Annotated in this window: 19 protein-coding genes; 14 read left to right on the top strand and 5 right to left on the bottom strand. The window is 64.2% G+C overall.

Going from position 1 to position 16,943, the window contains the following annotated elements:
• Positions 1 to 38: 38 nt before the first annotated feature.
• Genes HU760_RS02925 through HU760_RS02915 form a run of 3 tightly spaced genes read right to left on the bottom strand, consistent with a single transcriptional unit; the run spans position 39 to position 1,404 of the window.
• Positions 39 to 593, bottom strand: a complete 555-nt coding sequence (locus tag HU760_RS02925; RefSeq protein ID WP_186672370.1) for a chemotaxis protein CheW — start codon at positions 591 to 593, stop codon at positions 39 to 41.
• Positions 590 to 955: a twitching motility response regulator PilH gene (pilH, locus tag HU760_RS02920; RefSeq protein ID WP_186672368.1), complete on the bottom strand. Its 366-nt coding sequence runs from the start codon at positions 953 to 955 to the stop codon at positions 590 to 592. Before pilH ends, HU760_RS02925 begins: the two co-directional genes overlap by 4 nt.
• A 47-nt stretch (positions 956 to 1,002) precedes the next feature.
• Positions 1,003 to 1,404 carry a response regulator gene (locus HU760_RS02915; protein ID WP_186672362.1) on the bottom strand — a complete coding sequence of 134 codons (402 nt, stop codon included), beginning with the start codon at positions 1,402 to 1,404 and terminating at the stop codon, positions 1,003 to 1,005.
• Between the two features lie 231 nt (positions 1,405 to 1,635).
• Here HU760_RS02915 and gshB point away from each other — a divergent pair, with 231 nt between their 5' ends.
• The 14 genes from gshB (at position 1,636) to HU760_RS02845 (ending at position 15,550) form a co-directional block, all read left to right on the top strand.
• On the top strand, positions 1,636 to 2,589 hold the full coding sequence (gene gshB / locus HU760_RS02910; protein ID WP_186672360.1) for a glutathione synthase: 954 nt from the start codon (positions 1,636 to 1,638) through the stop codon (positions 2,587 to 2,589).
• 91 nt (positions 2,590 to 2,680) lie between these two features.
• On the top strand, positions 2,681 to 3,586 hold the full coding sequence (locus HU760_RS02905; RefSeq protein WP_186672358.1) for an energy transducer TonB: 906 nt from the start codon (positions 2,681 to 2,683) through the stop codon (positions 3,584 to 3,586).
• A 174-nt stretch (positions 3,587 to 3,760) separates the two neighbouring features.
• Positions 3,761 to 4,330: a YqgE/AlgH family protein gene (locus tag HU760_RS02900; RefSeq protein ID WP_170033190.1), complete on the top strand. Its 570-nt coding sequence runs from the start codon at positions 3,761 to 3,763 to the stop codon at positions 4,328 to 4,330.
• Positions 4,330 to 4,767, top strand: a complete 438-nt coding sequence (gene ruvX / locus HU760_RS02895) for a Holliday junction resolvase RuvX (protein WP_186672355.1) — start codon at positions 4,330 to 4,332, stop codon at positions 4,765 to 4,767. The genes HU760_RS02900 and ruvX overlap by 1 nt, the downstream gene beginning before the upstream one ends.
• Before the next feature lie 49 nt (positions 4,768 to 4,816).
• A complete protein-coding gene (gene pyrR / locus HU760_RS02890; RefSeq protein ID WP_186672348.1) occupies positions 4,817 to 5,335 on the top strand; it encodes a bifunctional pyr operon transcriptional regulator/uracil phosphoribosyltransferase PyrR in 519 nt (172 codons plus the stop codon).
• Between the two features lie 13 nt (positions 5,336 to 5,348).
• Positions 5,349 to 6,353: an aspartate carbamoyltransferase catalytic subunit gene (locus tag HU760_RS02885; protein WP_186672346.1), complete on the top strand. Its 1,005-nt coding sequence runs from the start codon at positions 5,349 to 5,351 to the stop codon at positions 6,351 to 6,353.
• Complete coding sequence (locus HU760_RS02880; RefSeq protein ID WP_186672344.1) at positions 6,350 to 7,621, top strand: dihydroorotase; 1,272 nt, start codon at positions 6,350 to 6,352, stop codon at positions 7,619 to 7,621. The genes HU760_RS02885 and HU760_RS02880 overlap by 4 nt, the downstream gene beginning before the upstream one ends.
• A gap of 196 nt (positions 7,622 to 7,817) precedes the next feature.
• Positions 7,818 to 8,348, top strand: a complete 531-nt coding sequence (hslV, locus tag HU760_RS02875; RefSeq protein WP_025340909.1) for an ATP-dependent protease subunit HslV — start codon at positions 7,818 to 7,820, stop codon at positions 8,346 to 8,348.
• Between the two features lie 76 nt (positions 8,349 to 8,424).
• On the top strand, positions 8,425 to 9,768 hold the full coding sequence (gene hslU / locus HU760_RS02870; RefSeq protein WP_015272084.1) for an ATP-dependent protease ATPase subunit HslU: 1,344 nt from the start codon (positions 8,425 to 8,427) through the stop codon (positions 9,766 to 9,768).
• Positions 9,769 to 9,934: 166 nt separating this feature from the next.
• Positions 9,935 to 10,312 carry a gamma-butyrobetaine hydroxylase family protein gene (locus tag HU760_RS02865; protein WP_186672342.1) on the top strand — a complete coding sequence of 126 codons (378 nt, stop codon included), beginning with the start codon at positions 9,935 to 9,937 and terminating at the stop codon, positions 10,310 to 10,312.
• Between the two features lie 268 nt (positions 10,313 to 10,580).
• The gene (gene phaC, locus HU760_RS02860) at positions 10,581 to 12,260 is read left to right on the top strand and encodes a class II poly(R)-hydroxyalkanoic acid synthase (RefSeq protein ID WP_186672340.1); all 1,680 of its coding nucleotides are present in this window, start codon (positions 10,581 to 10,583) and stop codon (positions 12,258 to 12,260) included.
• Between the two features lie 61 nt (positions 12,261 to 12,321).
• The gene (phaZ, locus tag HU760_RS02855; RefSeq protein ID WP_186672338.1) at positions 12,322 to 13,173 is read left to right on the top strand and encodes a poly(3-hydroxyalkanoate) depolymerase; all 852 of its coding nucleotides are present in this window, start codon (positions 12,322 to 12,324) and stop codon (positions 13,171 to 13,173) included.
• 66 nt (positions 13,174 to 13,239) lie between these two features.
• Positions 13,240 to 14,922 carry a class II poly(R)-hydroxyalkanoic acid synthase gene (gene phaC / locus HU760_RS02850; RefSeq protein ID WP_186672336.1) on the top strand — a complete coding sequence of 561 codons (1,683 nt, stop codon included), beginning with the start codon at positions 13,240 to 13,242 and terminating at the stop codon, positions 14,920 to 14,922.
• A gap of 13 nt (positions 14,923 to 14,935) precedes the next feature.
• Positions 14,936 to 15,550 (top strand): TetR/AcrR family transcriptional regulator, encoded by a 615-nt coding sequence (locus HU760_RS02845; protein WP_186672335.1) that lies wholly within the window; start codon positions 14,936 to 14,938, stop codon positions 15,548 to 15,550.
• 121 nt (positions 15,551 to 15,671) lie between these two features.
• Here the strand turns inward: HU760_RS02845 and HU760_RS02840 are convergent, their stop codons facing one another.
• Together HU760_RS02840 and HU760_RS02835 are read right to left on the bottom strand one after the other, a co-directional pair.
• Positions 15,672 to 16,430, bottom strand: a complete 759-nt coding sequence (locus HU760_RS02840; protein WP_186672333.1) for a phasin family protein — start codon at positions 16,428 to 16,430, stop codon at positions 15,672 to 15,674.
• A gap of 10 nt (positions 16,431 to 16,440) precedes the next feature.
• Entirely contained in the window at positions 16,441 to 16,860 is a 420-nt protein-coding gene (locus HU760_RS02835; protein WP_186672331.1) for a phasin family protein, read from the bottom strand.
• Positions 16,861 to 16,943 lie beyond the last annotated feature (83 nt).

Here is a 16,943-nt window from a genome sequence, read left to right as displayed (position 1 = left end):
GGTGACGGGAGGGGCAGGCTTGTTCACGTTCGCAGGTCCTATAACGCCACATCGAGAAAGCCCGGCGCCTGGGCCAGGGCAAAGGGACTGAAAATCGCCCAGTTGCGTTCACGCGGGAAGTGCCCCTGCACAAAGGGTGCAGCGGCGTGGATCAGCGGCTGCGGCGGCGACAACTGCAGGCTGTCCAGGGCGAAGTGCTGCAGGCCCAGCACCTCATCCACCAGCAGGCCGACGAACAGGTCATCGTGGTCCAGCACCAGCACCCGCCGCTGCTTGCCCGGGGCGGCCTGGCCCAGGCCAAAGAAGCTGCTCAGGTCCATCACCGGCAACAGCCGACCACGCAGGTTGGCCACCCCACACACCCACGGCTGCACGCCAGGGACACGGCTGCTGCGCGGTTCGCGCAACACCTCGGCCACCTCGCCCATGGGCGCCACGAACCATTGGCCGGCAATGCGAAAGCCGATGCCGCTCCACTGTTGCAGGCGCTGGTCCTGCGGCGGCTGGTCGGCGACCAGCAGACGGCAGCGCCGGTCGATGTCCAGCAACAACTCGAAGGCGGTCAGCGACGCGCCCTGCGGGCGGGTGGTCAAGCCCCCAGCACCTCTTTGAGCTTGGCGATCAAGGCGTCCTCCTCCACCGGTTTGGTCAGGAAGTCACGGGCGCCCTGACGGCTAGCCCAGACCCGGTCGGTTTCCTGGTCCTTGGTGGTGACCACGATCACCGGGATGGCGCTGGTTTCCGGGTCCTTGCTGAGCTGGCGAGTGGCCTGGAAGCCGTTCATGCCGGGCATGACGATGTCCATCAGCACCGCGTCTGGCTTGTCCTGCCGGGCCAGGGCCACGCCATCGGCACCGTTGCTGGCCTTGAGCACCTGGAAGCCGTGCTTTTCCAGCCATTCGGTCAATCGGTACATCTCTGTCGGCGAGTCGTCGACAATCAGAACTCGGGCCATGCTGTTTCCCCATCAGGAAAGAAAGACCGTGCCATGGCATGACGCGGTCAGGGTGCGTGTTGTTGGGTCGCGGCAAAACCGGGCACATGGGCACGGATCGCATCGAGCAGTTCTTCCTTGCTGAACGGCTTGGTCAGGAACTGGTCCGACCCGACCACCCGGCCGCGGGCCTTGTCGAACAGGCCGTCACGCGACGAGAGCAGGATGACCGGGGTGTCCTTGAAGGCACTGTTGTGCTTTATCACCGCACAGGTCTGGTAGCCGTCCAGGCGCGGCATCAGCACATCGACGAAGATGATGCTGGGCCGGTGGTCGACGATCTTGGCCAGGGCATCGAAGCCATCGCTGGCGGTGATCACCTCGCAGCCCGCTTCACCGAGCAACATCTGTGCGGTGCGGCGGATCGTGCGCGAATCGTCGATCACCATCACCTTCAGGGGTTGTTCCATCTGTTGGGCTACCGTGGCTGATAATGCGGAAATCGTGGGGCCGCTGCGTCGCGATCGGGCTGCGCAGCAGCCTCAAAGTCCTGTTGCACAGCACTCTGACTGGCATTTTTAGCACACTCCGGGTGCCCGTTCCATCTGCCGCGCCCCTTGACCAGCGGCGTTCACGGCGCCACCCTGAGCCACTTTACTTTCGATCCACCGCGGCCACGCGCCGCCAAGAGGAACCACCCCATGAGCGTTCGCCTCGGCATTGTCATGGACCCCATCGCGTCCATCTCCTACAAGAAGGACAGCTCGCTGGCCATGCTGCTGGCCGCCCAGGCGCGTGGCTGGGAACTGTTCTACATGGAACAGCGCGACCTGTACCTCGGTGCCGGCCAGGCCCGCGCGCAGATGCGCCCGCTGAAGGTGTTCGCCGACCCGGCCCGCTGGTTCGAACTGGGCGAGGAGCAGGACAGCGCACTGGCCGAGCTGGACGTGGTGCTGATGCGCAAGGACCCGCCCTTCGACATGGAGTTCGTCTACAGCACCTACCTGCTGGAACAGGCCGAGCGCGAAGGTGTGCTGGTGGTCAACCGCCCACAGAGCCTGCGCGACTGCAACGAAAAGCTGTTCGCCACGCAGTTCCCGCAGTGCATGGCGCCGACCCTGGTCAGCCGTCGTGTCGACATCCTGCGCGAGTTCGCCGACAGCCGCGGCGACGTGATCCTGAAGCCGCTGGACGGCATGGGCGGCGCCTCGGTGTTCCGCCACCGCAAGAGCGACCCCAACCTGTCGGTCATCCTTGAAACGCTGACCCAGCACGGCAACCAGCAAATCATGGCCCAGGAATACCTGCCGCAGATCAAGGATGGCGACAAGCGCATCCTGATGATCGACGGCGACCCGGTCGACTACTGCCTGGCGCGCATCCCGGCCAGCGGCGAAACCCGTGGCAACCTGGCTGCCGGCGGCCGTGGCGAGGCGCGCCCACTGACCGAGCGCGACCGCTGGATTGCCACCCAGGTCGGCCCGACCCTACGCGAAAAGGGCCTGCTGTTCGTCGGTCTGGACGTGATCGGCGACTACCTCACCGAAATCAACGTCACCAGCCCCACCTGCATCCGCGAGATCGACGCGGCCTACAACACCGACATCGGTGGCAAGCTGATGGATGCCATTGATCGCAAGCTCAAGGCGCGCTGACCGCCGACGCGGAGCAAATGCGCGGAGTGGGGTATGATGCCGGTCCTTTTCGACTGAGCTGCTGCCCCGCCCTGCGGTTGCTGGATACTTGATGACGCTGCCTGCCGACATCCCCGCCGACCTGCTGCCACCGCGCGTTCGCCCGGTGGATCGGCTTGGCTTTACCTTGTTCCTGGCTGCCCTGGTGCACCTGGCGCTGATCCTTGGCGTGGGTTTCACCGTGGTCAAGCCGGCGGAAATCCGCCAGACCATGGACATCACCCTGGCCTCGTTCAAGAGCGAGAAGCGCCCGGAAAAGGCCGACTTCCAGGCTCAGGACAACCAGCAGGGTAGCGGCACCCTGGAGAAGAAAGCGGTGCCTACCACCACCGAGGTGGCGCCGTTCCAGGACAGCAAGATCAACAAGGTCACCCCGCCGCCTGCGGCCAAGCCCGAAGTGACGCCCCCGCCCGTACCGGAAAAGTCCGCGGTGGCAACCAAGGCACCGAAAGCGCAGAAGGTCGAGCCCAAGCCCAAGGAAAGCAAGCCGCAACCCAAACCCGCGGCCGCCACGCCGGAGTTCGACAGTTCGCAACTGTCGAGCCAGATCGCCAGCCTCGAAGCCGAGCTTTCCAACGAGCAGCAGATGTATGCCAAGCGCCCGCGCATCCACCGCCTGAATGCCGCGTCGACCATGCGTGACAAGGGCGCCTGGTACAAGGAAGAGTGGCGCAAGAAGGTCGAACGGGTGGGCAATCTCAACTACCCCGAGGAGGCGCGTCGGCAGCAGATCTACGGCAACCTGCGGATGATGGTGTCGATCAACCGCGATGGCTCGTTGTACGAGGTGTTGGTGCTGGAGTCGTCCGGGCAGCCGGTACTCGACCAGGCGGCGCAGCGCATCGTGCGGCTGGCGGCGCCGTTCGCGCCGTTTACCGGCGACCTGGCCGAGTTCGACCGGCTGGAAATCATCCGCACCTGGCGCTTTGCCCGCGGGGACCGTTTGTCCAGTAACTGAGCATTGTCGCTGGACATGGGATGGGTTGGTGCGGATATCGAGCGCCGCCCGCGCGGTGCATCGCGAGCAGGCGGCGCCAGGCCTGACAGACGCCAAGCCCCTCACGCCCGAGCCAAAACGACGACACAAATCCGCACCTTGTCAGCCTCGCCACCTGGCGCCACACTATCCTCCATGAAAAACCTCACGCCGAGCTACCTCAAGCATCAGTTCCTGATCGCCATGCCGCACATGGCCGATCCGAACTTCGCCCAGACCCTCACGTACATCGTCGAGCACAACGCCCATGGCGCCATGGGGCTGGTGGTGAATCGGCCGCAGGAACTCAACCTGGCCGACATCCTCGAACAGTTGCGCCCGGACGAAGCGCCACCGGCCAGCACCCTGCAGGTGCCGATCTACCAAGGTGGCCCGGTGCAGACCGACCGTGGCTTCGTGCTGCATAGCAGCGAATGCAGCTACCAGGCCACCGTAGAACTACAGGGCCTGTCACTGTCCACTTCGCAGGATGTACTGTTCGCCATCGCCGAAGGCGTGGGGCCGCAGAAGAGCCTGATTACCCTGGGTTATGCCGGCTGGGAAGCGGGCCAGCTGGAAGCCGAGCTTGCCGACAACGCCTGGCTCAACTGCCCGTTCGACCCGGAAATCATCTTCGGCCTGGCCAGCGACCTGCGCCTGGAAGCCGCAGCCGCCAGCCTGGGCATCAACCTGAACCTGCTGACCAGTCAGGCGGGCCACGCCTGATGGCCGAACTGCAGCCTGAACCACGCCTGCTGCTGGGTTTCGACTACGGCAGCAAACAGATCGGCGTAGCCGTCGGCCAGGTAGTCACCGGCCAGGCCCGCGAGCTGTGCACCCTGAAGGCACAGAATGGTGTGCCGGACTGGGCCCAGGTAGAAAAGCTGATTGCCGAGTGGAAGCCTGATGCCATCGTCGTCGGCCTGCCGCTGAACATGGATGGCACCCCCAGCGAAATGAGCGCCCGCGCAGAAAAATTCGCCCGCCGCCTGAACGGCCGTTTCAACCTGCCGGTGCACACCCACGACGAGCGCCTGACCACCTTCGAGGCCAAAGGCGAGCGCATGGCCCGTGGCGGCCAGCGCGGCAGCTACCGTGACAACCCGGTCGATGCCATTGCCGCCGCCTTGTTGCTGCAAGGCTGGCTGGAGGCCAACACCTGATCATCTTTGCCGCCGGGCCCGCTCGGCGCACCCTTCCAAGGAGCCTGCAATGAGCCTACCCGATCCCGCCAAGCTGATTCGGCAGATGGCTGTCGACCTTCGCGCCCACCTGGCCCGCCGAAAAATTGCCGAGCCACGCTATATCGGTATCCGCACGGGCGGTGTCTGGGTCGCCCAGGCCCTGCAGGAAGCCATGGGCGACACCAGCCCCATGGGCACCCTGGACGTGTCGTTCTATCGCGACGACTTCAGCCAGAACGGCCTGCACCCGCAAGTGCGCCCGTCCGAGCTGCCGTTCGAGGTCGAGGGCCAGCACCTGGTGCTGGTGGATGACGTGCTGATGAGCGGCCGCACGGTGCGCGCCGCGCTCAACGAACTGTTCGATTATGGCCGCCCGGCCAGCGTCACCCTGGTCTGCCTGCTGGACCTGGATGCCGGTGAACTGCCTATCCGCCCGAATGTGCTCGGCGCCACCCTGTCGCTGGCGGCCCATGAACGGGTAAAATTGACCGGACCCGCACCGCTCGCCCTCGAGCGCCAGGACCTCGCCAACGCTTCCGCCCTTTAAGAGTCCCCCCGCGATGACGCCAATCGACGCCAAGCGCCCGCTGCAGCTCAATGATCAGGGCCAGCTGCGCCACTTCCTCTCGCTCGACGGTTTGCCCCGTGAACTGCTCACCGAGATCCTCGACACCGCCGACTCCTTCCTGGAAGTCGGTGCCCGGGCCGTGAAGAAAGTCCCGTTGCTGCGCGGCAAGACCGTGTGCAACGTGTTCTTCGAGAACTCGACCCGTACCCGTACCACCTTCGAACTGGCAGCCCAGCGCCTGTCGGCCGACGTGATCAGCCTGAACGTGTCGACGTCTTCGACCAGCAAGGGCGAAACCCTGTTCGACACCCTGCGCAACCTTGAGGCCATGGCCGCCGACATGTTCGTGGTACGCCACTCGGACTCCGGTGCCGCGCACTTCATCGCCGAGCACGTGTGCCCCGAAGTTGCCGTGATCAACGGCGGTGATGGCCGCCATGCGCACCCGACCCAGGGCATGCTCGACATGCTCACCATTCGTCGCCACAAAGGCAGCTTCGAGAACCTCTCGGTGGCGATCGTCGGTGACATCCTGCATTCACGCGTAGCCCGCTCCGACATGCTTGCGCTCAAGGCGCTGGGCTGCCCGGACATTCGCGTGGTCGGCCCGAAAACCCTGATTCCCGTGGGTATTGAGCAGTACGGGGTGAAAGTCTACACCGACCTTGCCGAAGGCCTGAAAGACGTCGATGTGGTGATCATGCTGCGCCTGCAGCGTGAGCGCATGGCCGGCGGCCTGCTGCCCAGCGAAGGCGAGTTCTACCGCCTGTTCGGCCTGACCACCGCGCGCCTGGCCGGCGCCAAACCCGATGCCATCGTCATGCACCCCGGCCCGATCAACCGCGGCGTGGAAATCGAGTCGGCGGTAGCCGACGGCAAGCATTCGGTGATCCTCAACCAGGTCACTTACGGCATCGCCGTGCGCATGGCTGTGCTGTCCATGGCCATGAGCGGGCAGAACGCGCAACGTCAATTCGAGCAGGAGAACACCCAGTGACCGTCAGTATTCTCGGCGCCCGGGTCATCGACCCGAACAGTGGCTTCGACCAGGTCACCGACCTGCACCTCGACGGCGGTCGCATTGCCGCCATTGGCGCCGCCCCGGCCGGGTTCAGTGCCAGCCGCACGATCCACGCCGCCGGCCTGATCGCCGCGCCTGGCCTGGTAGACCTCGGGGTGTCGCTGCGCGAGCCGGGTTACAGCCGCAAAGGCAACATCGCCAGCGAAACCCGCGCTGCCGTGGCAGGCGGGGTCACCAGCCTGTGCTGCCCGCCACAGACCAAGCCGGTACTGGACACTTCGGCGGTGGCCGAGCTGATCCTTGACCGCGCCCGCGAGGCCGCCAACAGCAAGGTCTATCCGATCGGCGCCCTGACCAAGGGCCTGGAAGGCGAGCAACTGGCCGAGCTGGTGGCCCTGCGCGACACCGGCTGTGTGGCGTTCGGCAACGGCCTGAAGGAAATCCCCAACAACCGTACCCTGGCGCGCGCCCTGGAATACGCTGCCACCTTCGACCTGACCGTGGTGTTCCACTCCCAGGACCGCGACCTGGCCCAGGGCGGCCTGGCCCATGAAGGTGCCATGGCCAGCTTCCTCGGCCTGCCAGGCATCCCGGAAACCGCCGAGACCGTGGCCCTGGCGCGCAACCTGCTGCTGGTGGAACAGACTGGCGTACGTGCGCACTTCACCCAGATCACCAGCGCCCGGGGCGCGCGGCTGATCGAACAGGCCCAGCAACTAGGCCTGCCGGTGACCGCTGATGTAGCGCTGTACCAGCTGATCCTCACCGACGAATCGCTGCGCGAGTTCTCCAGCCTCTACCACGTGCAACCACCGCTGCGCACCGCCGCCGACCGTGACGGCCTGCGTGCGGCGGTGAAGTCGGGGGTGATCCAGGCGATCTCCAGCCACCACCAGCCACATGAGCGCGATGCCAAACTGGCCCCGTTCGGCGCTACCGAGCCAGGCATCAGCAGCGTCGAGTTGCTGCTACCGCTGGCCATGACCCTGGTGCAGGACGGCCTGCTCGACCTGCCAACCCTGCTGGCGCGCCTGAGCAGCGGCCCGGCGGCGGCCCTGCGCCTGCCAGCCGGCGAGCTGAAGGCGGGCGGCGCTGCCGACCTGGTGCTGTTCGACCCGCAAGCCTCGACCGTGGCTGGCGAGCAGTGGTTCTCGCGCGGCGAGAACTGCCCGTTCATCGGCCACTGCCTGCCGGGTGCCGTGCGTTATACCTTGGTCGACGGGCACGTTTGCCACGAAGCCTGAGTAAAAGCCATTCGCGGGCACGCCCGCTCCCACAGCAGATCACTGTCCCCTGTGGGAGCGGGCATGCCCGCGAATGCCCTTGCACGGTGTCCCCTGCCAAGCGCGACCATTCATCCCCTGCGGTTGAAATCCTTCCCCCCACCCCCATATGAGTCTGCATCAGGCACTTTCGCCCCGCTGCGTGGAGACTCTCCCCTTGACCACCATCGTTTCTGTCCGCCGTAACGGCAAAGTCGTCATGGGCGGCGACGGCCAGGTATCCCTCGGCAACACCGTGATGAAAGGCAACGCCAAGAAGGTGCGCCGCCTGTACCACGGCCAGGTCATCGCGGGCTTTGCCGGCGCCACTGCCGACGCGTTCACCCTGTTCGAGCGCTTCGAAGGCCAGCTTGAGAAACATCAGGGCCACCTGGTCCGCGCCGCCGTCGAGCTGGCCAAGGAATGGCGTACCGACCGTTCCCTGAGCCGCCTGGAAGCCATGCTGGCGGTAGCCAACAAGGATGCTTCGCTGATCATCACCGGCAACGGCGACGTTGTCGAACCCGAAGATGGCCTTATCGCCATGGGCTCGGGCGGTGCATATGCCCAGGCCGCTGCACGCGCCCTGCTGAACAAGACCGACCTTTCTGCCCGTGAAATTGCCGAGACCGCCCTGAACATCGCCGGCGACATCTGCGTATTCACCAACCACAACCTGACCATCGAGGAGCAGGACCTGGCCGAGTGATTCAGCTGTTCTGGCGCCCCTGCCCGGTGCGGGGGCTTTTCCACGCTGACTCATCTGCCCAAGGACCCAATTGATCATGTCCATGACCCCCCGCGAGATCGTCCACGAACTCAACCGCCACATCATCGGCCAGGATGACGCCAAGCGCGCCGTGGCCATTGCCCTGCGCAACCGCTGGCGGCGCATGCAGCTCCCCGCCGAGCTGCGTGCCGAAGTAACGCCGAAGAACATCCTGATGATCGGCCCTACCGGCGTCGGCAAGACCGAAATCGCCCGCCGCCTGGCCAAGCTGGCCAATGCGCCGTTTCTCAAGGTCGAAGCCACCAAGTTCACCGAAGTGGGCTATGTGGGCCGGGATGTCGAGTCGATCATCCGCGACCTGGCCGATGCCGCGCTGAAAATGCTGCGCGAGCAAGAAATCATTCGCGTGCGCCACCGCGCCGAAGATGCCGCCGAAGATCGCATCCTCGATGCCCTGTTGCCGCAGGCGCGGGTCAGCAGCTTTGCCGAGGAAGCCGCGCAGACCAGCACTGATTCCAACACCCGTCAGCTGTTCCGCAAGCGCCTGCGCGAAGGCCAGCTGGACGACAAGGAAATCGAGATCGAAGTAGCCGATGCAGTGGGCGTCGAAATTGCCGCGCCGCCCGGCATGGAAGAAATGACCAACCAGCTGCAGAGCCTGTTCGCCAACATGGGCAAAGGCAAGCGCAAGGCACGCAAGCTGAAGGTCAAGGAAGCGCTGAAGATGGTTCGCGATGAAGAAGCGAGCCGCCTGGTCAATGAGGAAGAACTCAAGGCCAAGGCACTGGAAGCGGTCGAGCAGCACGGCATTGTGTTCATCGACGAAATCGACAAGGTTGCCAAGCGTGGCAACGTTGGCGGCGCCGACGTGTCCCGCGAAGGCGTGCAGCGTGACCTGCTGCCACTGATCGAAGGCTGCACCGTCAACACCAAGCTGGGCATGGTCAAGACCGACCACATCCTGTTCATTGCCTCGGGTGCGTTCCACCTGAGCAAGCCGAGCGACCTGGTGCCCGAGCTGCAAGGCCGCCTGCCGATTCGCGTGGAGCTCAAGGCACTGACCCCGGAAGATTTCGAACGTATCCTGCAGGAACCGCACGCGTCGCTGACCGAACAGTACCAGGCCCTGCTGAAGACCGAAGGCCTGAACATCGAGTTCCTGGCCGACGGCATCAAGCGCCTGGCCGAGATCGCCTACCAGGTCAACGAGAAGACCGAAAACATCGGTGCCCGCCGCCTGCACACCCTGCTCGAGCGCTTGCTCGAAGAGGTGTCGTTCAGTGCCGGCGACCTGGCCAGCACCCATGACGAAGCGCCGATCCAGATTGACGCGGCTTATGTGAACAGCCACCTGGGTGAGCTGGCACAGAACGAAGACCTGTCGCGTTACATTTTGTAAGGACGCAAGCGGCCACCTTGTGGCCCATCGCGACACAAGGCTGTCCCTACCGGAACCACCATCTCCTGTAGCGGCCTTGTGTCGCGATGGGCTGCAATTAGCCCTCTTGCACAATCCTCTGAATCTCCCGAAGCTGTCCATTATCAGCTCCCAAGAGATTCTGCCCATGGCCCGTCTGCCCACCGCCATCAACCTGCACAAAGCCTCGAAAACCCTCAGCCTCACCTACGCCCCCGGCGAGGTCTACCAGCTGCCCGCCGAATTCCTGCGCGTGCACTCCCCCTCCGCCGAGGTCCAGGGCCACGGCAACCCCATCCTGCAGTTCGGCAAGATCAACGTCGGCCTCAGCGGCCTGGAACCTGCCGGCCAATATGCATTGAAACTGATCTTCGACGATGGCCATGACAGCGGCCTGTATACCTGGGAATACCTCGAACAGCTGTGCCAGCGCAAGGAACAACTGTGGGCCGAATACCTCGACGAGCTGCACAAGGCCGGCAAGTCCCGCGATCCCGCCGAGTCGGTGGTCAAACTGATGCTCTAGCGCAGGGGCCGCAGGGTTTAGAGCGCATTTTCTAGAAGCATCTGTTTGAATGCCTTACAAACTGCCCAATAAAGGCTGTCTTGCGCATTACATGAAAGTCGGGTAACCAATGGGGAGTGGCAATTCCCTGCATTACCTTGCAGGTAGTCAGCAATTTCGCAGCACCGCTGTTCCTTATCACTGGTCACCCGAGTAGCAGTACCGGGCTCAGCACTGTGCACCCGTCACAGCAAACCGGTACTCGTCTCAGGACAACGGAGCGTCGTAGATGAGTAACAAGAACAACGATGAGCTGCAGCGGCAAGCCTCGGAAAATACCCTGGGGCTGAACCCGGTCATCGGTATTCGTCGCAAGGACCTGTTGAGTTCGGCACGTACCGTGCTGCGCCAGGCCGTGCGCCAACCGCTGCACAGCGCCAAGCATGTGGCCCACTTCGGCCTGGAGCTGAAGAATGTGCTACTGGGCAAATCCAGCCTGGCCCCGGAAAGCGACGACCGTCGCTTCAGTGACCCGGCCTGGAGCCACAACCCGCTTTACCGCCGCTACCTGCAGACATACCTGGCCTGGCGCAAGGAGCTGCAGGACTGGATCGGCAGCAGCGACCTGTCGCCCCAGGACATCAGCCGCGGCCAGTTCGTCATCAACCTGATGACCGAAGCCATGGCACCGACCAATACCCTGTCCAACCCTGCGGCGGTCAAGCGCTTCTTCGAAACCGGCGGCAAGAGCCTGCTGGACGGCCTGTCCAACCTGGCCAAGGACCTGGTCAACAATGGCGGTATGCCCAGCCAAGTGAACATGGACGCCTTCGAAGTGGGCAAGAACCTGGGCACCAGCGAAGGCGCCGTTGTATACCGCAACGACGTGCTGGAACTGATCCAGTACAGCCCGATCACCGAGCAGGTGCATGCCCGCCCATTGCTGGTGGTACCGCCGCAGATCAACAAGTTCTACGTGTTCGACCTGAGCCCGGAAAAGAGCCTGGCGCGCTACTGCCTGCGTTCGCAGCAACAGACCTTCATCATCAGTTGGCGCAACCCGACCAAGGCCCAGCGCGAGTGGGGCCTGTCGACCTACATCGATGCGCTCAAGGAAGCGGTCGACGCGGTGTTGGCGATTACCGGCAGCAAGGACCTGAACATGCTCGGTGCCTGTTCCGGCGGTATTACCTGTACTGCCCTGGTGGGCCACTATGCCGCCCTGGGCGAGAACAAGGTCAATGCCCTGACCCTGCTGGTGAGCGTGCTGGACACCACCATGGATAACCAGGTCGCCCTGTTCGTCGACGAGCAGACCCTGGAGGCAGCCAAGCGCCACTCCTACCAGGCCGGTGTGCTCGAAGGTAGCGAAATGGCCAAGGTGTTCGCCTGGATGCGCCCCAACGACCTGATCTGGAACTACTGGGTCAACAACTACCTGCTCGGCAACGAGCCGCCGGTGTTCGACATCCTGTTCTGGAACAATGACACCACGCGCCTGCCGGCCGCCTTCCATGGCGACCTGATCGAAATGTTCAAGAGCAACCCGCTGACCCGCGCCAATGCCCTGGAAGTGTGCGGCACGCCGATCGACCTGAAGCAGGTGCAGTGCGACATCTTCAGCGTGGCCGGCACTGCCGACCACATCACCCCGTGGCAGTCGTGCTACCGCTCGGCGCACCTGTTCGGCGGCAAGATCGAGTTCGTGTTGTCCAACAGCGGGCATATCCAGAGCATCCTGAATCCGCCGGGCAACCCCAAAGCGCGTTTCATGACCGGTACAGATCGCCCAGGTGATCCGCTGGCCTGGCAGGAAAACGCCACCAAGCATGCCGACTCGTGGTGGCTGCACTGGCAAAGCTGGCTGGCCGAGCGGGCCGGTGAGCTGAAGAAGGCGCCGACGCGCCTGGGCAACCGGGCCTACGCCGCCGGCGAAGCCGCCCCGGGGACATACGTCCACGAGCGTTGAGCTGCAGCGCCGTGGCCACCGTCAGGGCGCCACGGTGTTCATTCACCCAAGAGTCATGCGCATGCCGCAACCCTATATCTTCAGGACTGTCGAGCTGGATAACCAGTCCATCCGTACCGCCGTCCGCCCGGGCAAGCCACACCTGACGCCGTTGCTTATCTTCAACGGCATCGGCGCCAACCTGGAGCTGGTGTTCCCGTTCATCGAGGCACTGGACCCGGACCTGGAAGTCATCGCCTTCGATGTACCAGGGGTCGGCGGTTCGTCAACGCCTCGTCACCCGTACCGGTTTCCCGGGCTGGCCAAGCTCACGGCACGGATGCTGGATTACCTCGACTACGGCCAGGTCAACGTCATCGGCGTGTCCTGGGGTGGCGCCCTGGCCCAGCAGTTCGCCCACGACTACCCCGAGCGTTGCAAGAAGCTGGTGCTGGCCGCTACCGCTGCCGGTGCAGTGATGGTGCCAGGCAAGCCCAAGGTGCTGTGGATGATGGCCAGCCCGCGACGCTACGTACAGCCGTCGCATGTTATCCGCATTGCGCCGTTGATCTATGGCGGCGGCTTCCGGCGCGACCCGGACCTGGCCATGCAGCATGCCGCCAAGGTGCGCTCCGGGGGCAAGATGGGTTACTACTGGCAGCTGTTCGCCGGGCTCGGCTGGACCAGCATCCACTGGCTGCACAAGATCCAGCAGCCAACCCTGGTGCTGGCCGGTGACGACGATCCACTGATCCCGCTGATCAACATGCGCCTGCTGGCCTGGCGGATTCCCAATGCCCAGCTACACATTATCGACGACGGTCATCTGTTCCTGATCACCCGGGCCGAAGCCGTCGCCCCGATCATCATGAGTTTCCTTCAGCAAGAGCGCCAGCGCGCTGTCATGCACCCACGCCCGGCTCCGGGTGCGTGAGGGCGATTTCCAACACGTGCTCGCAGAGGTCAGCAGCCGGAAAGGGTCAGACGAGGGAGTGTTGCCATGAAAGACAAACCGGCCAAAGGAGCGCCAACGCTTCCCGCCACCCGCATGAACGTGCAGAACGCCATCCTCGGCCTGCGCGGGCGTGACCTGTTGTCCACGTTGCGCAATGTCAGCCGCCACGGCCTGCGCCACCCGCTGCATACCGCCCACCATCTATTGGCCCTGGGCGGCCAGCTGGGTCGCGTGCTGCTGGGCGACACGCCTTGCCAGCCGAACCCGCGCGACCCACGCTTCAACGACCCGACGTGGAGCCAGAATCCGTTCTACCGCCGCGGCCTGCAGGCTTACCTGGCCTGGCAGAAGCAGACCCGCCTGTGGATCGAGGAAAGCCATCTGGACGACGATGACCGGGCGCGGGCGCACTTTCTGTTCAACCTGATCAACGACGCCCTGGCGCCAAGCAACTCACTGCTCAACCCGCTGGCGGTCAAAGAGCTGTTCAATACCGGCGGGCAGAGCCTGGTGCGCGGCGTCGCCCACCTGCTCGACGACCTGCGCCACAACGACGGCCTGCCTCGCCAGGTAGACGAGCGCGCCTTTGAAGTGGGCGGCAACCTGGCCGCCACGCCCGGCGCCGTGGTGTTTCGCAACGATTTGCTGGAGCTGATCCAGTACAAGCCGATGAGCGAAAAGCAACATGCACGACCGCTGCTGGTGGTGCCGCCGCAAATCAACAAGTTCTATATCTTCGACCTGAGCCCGACCAACAGCTTCGTGCAATACATGCTCAAGAGCGGCCTGCAGGTCTTCATGATCAGCTGGCGCAACCCCGACCCGCGCCACCGCGAATGGGGCTTGTCCAGCTACGTGCAAGCGCTGGAGGAGGCGCTCAACGCCTGCCGCAGCATCAGCGGCAATCGCGACCCCAACCTGATGGGCGCCTGCGCCGGTGGCCTGACCATGGCCGCGCTGCAAGGCCACCTGCAGGCCAGGCATCAGCTACGCCGGGTGCGCAGCGCCACCTATCTGGTCAGCCTGCTGGACAGCAAGTTCGAAAGCCCCGCCAGCCTGTTCGCCGACGAGCAGACCATCGAGGCCGCCAAGCGCCGCTCCTACCAGCGTGGTGTGCTGGATGGCGCCGAGGTGGCACGGATATTCGCCTGGATGCGGCCCAATGACCTGATCTGGAATTACTGGGTCAACAACTACTTGCTCGGCAAGACGCCGCCGGCGTTCGACATCCTCTACTGGAACGCTGACAGCACGCGCCTGCCCGCTGCGCTGCATGGCGACCTGCTGGACTTCTTCAAGCTCAACCCGCTGACCCATCCGGCCGGTCTGGAGGTGTGCGGTACGCCCATCGACCTGCACAAGGTCGACCTGGACAGCTTCACCGTAGCCGGCAGCAACGACCACATCACCCCGTGGGACGCGGTGTACCGCTCGGCCTTGCTGCTGGGCGGCGAGCGCCGCTTCGTGCTGGCCAACAGCGGGCACATCCAGAGCATCATCAACCCGCCCGGCAATCCCAAGGCCTACTACCTGGCGAACCACAAGCTGCCCGGCGACCCGCGCGCCTGGTTCCACGACGCCAAGCGCAGCGAAGGCAGCTGGTGGCCGTTGTGGCTGGACTGGATCACCCCGCGCTCCGGCCCGCTCAAGGCACCGCGCAGCGAGCTGGGCAATGCCACCTACCCACCGCTGGGGCCCGCACCGGGTACCTACGTGATGGCCCGATGAGCATGCCGACGGAATGAAGACTCGCGACCGAATCCTCGAATGTGCCTTGCAGCTGTTCAACCAGCAGGGTGAGCCGAACGTTTCCACCCTGGAGATCGCCAACGAAATGGGCATCAGCCCTGGCAACCTGTATTACCACTTCCATGGCAAGGAGCCCTTGGTACTGAGCCTGTTCGAGCGCTTCGAAGAGGCGCTGATGCCCTTGCTCGACCCACCGCTCGAGGTACGCCTGGACGCCGAAGACTACTGGCTGTTCTTGCACCTGATTGTCGAGCACATGGCGCAGTACCGGTTTCTGTTCCAGGACCTGTCGAACCTGACCGGGCGCCTGCCCAAGCTGGCGCGCGGTATGCGCAGCCTGATCAACGCGCTCAAGCGTACGCTGGCAGCGTTGCTGGCCAGCCTCAAGGGCCAGGGGCTGGTCGAAAGCGAGACCCAGGCGCTGGGGCAACTGGTGGAGCAGATCACCCTGACCCTGATGTTCTCGCTGGATTATCAGCGAGTGCTGGGGCGCGAGGGGGACGTGGGCATTGTGGTGTATCAGGTGATGATGCTGGTGGCGCCGCATCTGCAGGCCCAGGCGCGGGCGGCGGCGGAGCAGTTGGCAGTGCGGTATCTGGAGGAGTAGGCCTGTTGTTATGGCGCCGTGGCCTTCGCGAGCAAACCCGCTCCCACAGGTGCAGCGCCGCTTGTGAGCCCTGCACGGTACCTGTGGGAGCGGGCGAGCCCGCGAAGAAAGCGACGCGGTATCAGATCAGAGTACCGCTGCCATTGGCTGCCGACGGCGTGCTGCTGGCCGGCGCGGCGGCAGGTGCCGGGGCGGCGGTCGCAGCTGGCGCAGCACTGGTAGTAGCCGCTGCCGGTTTGGCGGCTGCCGGTTTCGCCGGTGCCTTTTTCACCGCTGGCTTCTTCGCTGCCGCTGGCTTGGCCGCTGCCGGTTTCGCCGCAGGCTTGGCTGCAGGTTTTGCCGCTGCCGTCCTGGTCGCCGGCTTGGCCGCTGCGGTTTTGGCAGCAGGCTTGGCCGCTGCTGTCTTGGCCAGTGGCTTGGCCGCTGCCTTGCTCGTGGCCGGCTTGGCAGCAGCACGCGACGAAACCGGCGTGACCGATGCACCGGTCAGTTTCTCGATCTGCTTGGTCAGGCTGTCCACCTGCTGGTGCAGCGCCTTGATCTCGTTGCGGCTCGGCACGCCAAGGCGCGAGATGGCGCTGTTCAGGCGCTTGTCGAAAGCCTCTTCGAGTTCGCTCCACTTGCCCAACGCACGGTCCTTGACGCCAGACACGCGCGAGCTGGTCGACGACTTGGCGGTTTCCGCCACCTCTTCAGCGGTCTTCTTTGCCTGCTTCTCGGCCTTCTCGCCATCCTTTACCAGCGAGTCGAACAGCTTCGGGCCGTCCTGGTCGATCTTCGAATAGATACCCAGCCCCGCCAGCCAGATCTTGCGGGAGTACTTCTCGATCCCGCCGACCCAGGAGCTGCCTTCTTTCTCGGTGTTCTTCTTGCCAGCCATCCTGCTCTCCTTATGGTTTGTGCGCGACGCGCTCGAGCAGCTCATGCAGCTGTTCAAGCTTGATGGACAACGCCTCAACGTCATGTTTAGACGGAATGCCCAGGCGATTCAAGGCGCGCCCTACCCGTGCGTCGAAAGCTTTTTCGATTTTGTCGAGTTGAATTTCGACCCGCCCTGGGACGCGACTAACGGCCTGGGTCGCTTCATCGAGCTGGTTGTTGGCCGCATCCAGTTGTTTGTCGATACGCTTCTTGCCACGTTTCTCGACACCTTCACCCGCCTTGACCAGCTCGTTGAAATAGTCGGAGCCTTCCTGGCCCACGCGTGCATAGGCGCCAATACCCGCCAGCCAGATCTTGCGTGCGTAACCACGCACCTCGCCCAGCGTACCCGGGGCGTCGTCCTTTTTTTTCACAGTCACCTTGGCCATGCTCTGTACCTCATGCTCATGAGTGGGGAGGAACCGCCCATGGAGGTTGGGCTTGAGCACAAGGTAGGGATAAAAATTAGAAA

Source organism: Pseudomonas oryzicola (assembly GCF_014269185.2).
Lineage (GTDB): Bacteria > Pseudomonadota > Gammaproteobacteria > Pseudomonadales > Pseudomonadaceae > Aquipseudomonas > Aquipseudomonas oryzicola.
Note: the sequence above shows the minus strand (reverse complement) of the source record. Positions and strands in the feature narration are given on the sequence as shown.

Excerpts from the sequence above, each read along its gene's own strand:
- pilH (WP_186672368.1), bottom strand. The coding sequence starts at position 955 with ATGGCCCGAGTTCTGATTGTCGACGACTCGCCGACAGAGATGTACCGA.
- HU760_RS02915 (WP_186672362.1), bottom strand. The coding sequence starts at position 1,404 with ATGGAACAACCCCTGAAGGTGATGGTGATCGACGATTCGCGCACGATC.
- gshB (WP_186672360.1), top strand. The coding sequence starts at position 1,636 with ATGAGCGTTCGCCTCGGCATTGTCATGGACCCCATCGCGTCCATCTCC.
- HU760_RS02905 (WP_186672358.1), top strand. The coding sequence starts at position 2,681 with ATGACGCTGCCTGCCGACATCCCCGCCGACCTGCTGCCACCGCGCGTT.
- HU760_RS02900 (WP_170033190.1), top strand. The coding sequence starts at position 3,761 with ATGAAAAACCTCACGCCGAGCTACCTCAAGCATCAGTTCCTGATCGCC.
- ruvX (WP_186672355.1), top strand. The coding sequence starts at position 4,330 with ATGGCCGAACTGCAGCCTGAACCACGCCTGCTGCTGGGTTTCGACTAC.
- pyrR (WP_186672348.1), top strand. The coding sequence starts at position 4,817 with ATGAGCCTACCCGATCCCGCCAAGCTGATTCGGCAGATGGCTGTCGAC.
- HU760_RS02885 (WP_186672346.1), top strand. The coding sequence starts at position 5,349 with ATGACGCCAATCGACGCCAAGCGCCCGCTGCAGCTCAATGATCAGGGC.
- hslU (WP_015272084.1), top strand. The coding sequence starts at position 8,425 with ATGTCCATGACCCCCCGCGAGATCGTCCACGAACTCAACCGCCACATC.
- HU760_RS02865 (WP_186672342.1), top strand. The coding sequence starts at position 9,935 with ATGGCCCGTCTGCCCACCGCCATCAACCTGCACAAAGCCTCGAAAACC.
- phaC (WP_186672340.1), top strand. The coding sequence starts at position 10,581 with ATGAGTAACAAGAACAACGATGAGCTGCAGCGGCAAGCCTCGGAAAAT.
- phaZ (WP_186672338.1), top strand. The coding sequence starts at position 12,322 with ATGCCGCAACCCTATATCTTCAGGACTGTCGAGCTGGATAACCAGTCC.
- phaC (WP_186672336.1), top strand. The coding sequence starts at position 13,240 with ATGAAAGACAAACCGGCCAAAGGAGCGCCAACGCTTCCCGCCACCCGC.
- HU760_RS02845 (WP_186672335.1), top strand. The coding sequence starts at position 14,936 with ATGAAGACTCGCGACCGAATCCTCGAATGTGCCTTGCAGCTGTTCAAC.
- HU760_RS02840 (WP_186672333.1), bottom strand. The coding sequence starts at position 16,430 with ATGGCTGGCAAGAAGAACACCGAGAAAGAAGGCAGCTCCTGGGTCGGC.
- HU760_RS02835 (WP_186672331.1), bottom strand. The coding sequence starts at position 16,860 with ATGGCCAAGGTGACTGTGAAAAAAAAGGACGACGCCCCGGGTACGCTG.